Source organism: Vibrio sp. Vb1554 (genome assembly GCF_033344235.1).
Genome location: NZ_JAWPOJ010000095.1, coordinates 1 through 1941 on the forward strand (window position 1 = coordinate 1; position 1941 = coordinate 1941).

Annotated in this window: 1 protein-coding gene and 1 pseudogene; both read right to left on the minus strand. The window is 49.0% G+C overall.

The features are described 5' to 3' along the window. Nucleotides 1-1153: pseudogene (gene metL / locus R8N28_RS23885) on the minus strand (bifunctional aspartate kinase/homoserine dehydrogenase II); the annotation flags it as partial. 15 nt (nucleotides 1154-1168) lie between these two features. Next, nucleotides 1169-1941, minus strand: a 773-nt coding sequence (locus R8N28_RS23890; protein WP_318183506.1) for a PLP-dependent transferase, incomplete at its 5' end; no start/stop codon positions are given.

Consider the following 1941-nt stretch of genomic DNA (forward strand, 5'->3'; position numbering starts at 1 on the left):
GTGAATAGCCTTCTTTGAGTTTGATTTCAGCTTCAACCGCAAGATCTTGTAGGTACTTCAGCGCACCTGTCGCAATCTCTGCGGTGTACGCTAAGCGTAATTTTTGCTGATCGGCTTGGGCTTCGTAAGAGAGTGGCTCGAGTTGCGCACGTTGAAGAGACTTTAAAACATCACTTTGGGTTTTGTTGAAGTCATGACCATGTCTAAAGGACAATTGAATCAACAATACCTCATCCAAAGAAGTGATGATTTTCGCTCCACGCCCAGAAGCAAGTACACGCTCAATACGCGTTGAACCCGATTCAGGTTGATAACTGCACTTGAGGCTTAAGTCCATCGTGCTTTGCGCGACAGGTTGTAACGTACGGCTATGCAAGACCGGAGCTGCAAGGCGGGCCAGTTCACTCGCTTCGTCTAAGCGCAGTAAAGGCAACAGACATGCGTCCGACACCAAACGAGGATCCGCACTGTAAACACCAGCAACATCACTCCAAATGGTTACGGTTGTCACTTCCGCCAAAGCACCGATTACGGTTGCGGAATAATCCGAGCCATTCCGCCCCAACAGCACGGTTTCTCCTGCCTCATTTTGCGCCATAAATCCGGTGATGATGACGCGTTTGTGGCTGTGTTGCGCCAACGCCTCCTTAATCAGGGGATAAGAACGCGCACGGTCAACTTCCGGTTGAGTACCTGCTTCTGCACGTAAAAATGCACGTGCATCTTGTGCGACCGCAGGAACATTTTGTTGTGAAAGCAAGGCAGCCAATAAACGTGAAGACCACACTTCACCGTGACCCAACACTGCCGCTTTTTGCGCATCCGTCAGTGGCGCAGTCAGCTCGGCTAAGGTACTGAACTCATCGTGCAAAGAAGCGAGCAATTGCGTCTGCACCTCGCCTTCTAATAAAGATTCAATTAGCTCCGACTGGAATTGTCTTAAGCCTTGCAGTGCTTCATGCGCAATACGGCCATCTTTGTCTAAACCTTCCAGAAACTCGATCAAGCGATTAGTGGTCTTCCCCGCGGCGGATACCACCACCAGATCATTCTCGACAGAGTATTCTTTGAGAATATCGGCCACACGTAAGTAACATTCAGGGTTTGCTAAGCTGCTGCCACCAAATTTATGTAACTGACGTTGTACACTCATTTTTTAGTTCTCCTATTACTGAGCAGCTTTTACAAAGGCTTGAGCGAGATCGGCAATCAGGTCTTGTGCATCTTCTAAACCCACAGACAGACGAAGCAGCTGATGCGACACGCCCGCTTCCGCTAACGCCTCTTCCCCCATGGCTCGATGCGTCATAGATGCGGGGTGACAAATCAAACTCTCCACGCCACCAAGCGACTCTGCAAGAGAAAACAGTTCGAGCTCTTTAACAAACACTTTAAGTTGCTCAAATGAGCCTGCAAATTCAAAGCTCAACATAGACCCAAAACCCGACTGCTGCTTTTTCGCGATTTCGTGACCAGGATGATCTGGCAAGCTCGGATGGTAAATCTTCGCGACCAAAGCCTGCTGTTGTAGGTAGTTGAGTACGTGTTGAGAGCTTTCTTCGTGCACTCGCATACGGGCGCCTAAAGTGCGGATCCCACGCAACGTCATGTAACTATCGAAAGGCGTACCCGTGGCGCCAATACAGTTTCCCCACCATGCAAGTTCTTCTGCGTGCGCTTCTGTTTTGGTGATCACCACACCACCAATCACGTCCGAGTGACCATTAATGTATTTTGTGGTTGAGTGGATAACAAAATCAGCACCGAGATCCAAAGGCTTTTGGTACACCGGTGTCAAAAAGGTATTGTCTACCGCAACCAAAGCGCCCACTTGTTTGGCTTTTTCGCATACCGCAGCAATATCAACCACACGAACCAAAGGGTTCGATGGAGTTTCTAACAAAATAAGCTTTGGCTTTTTCGCTAGTGCAGCCTCTAGAG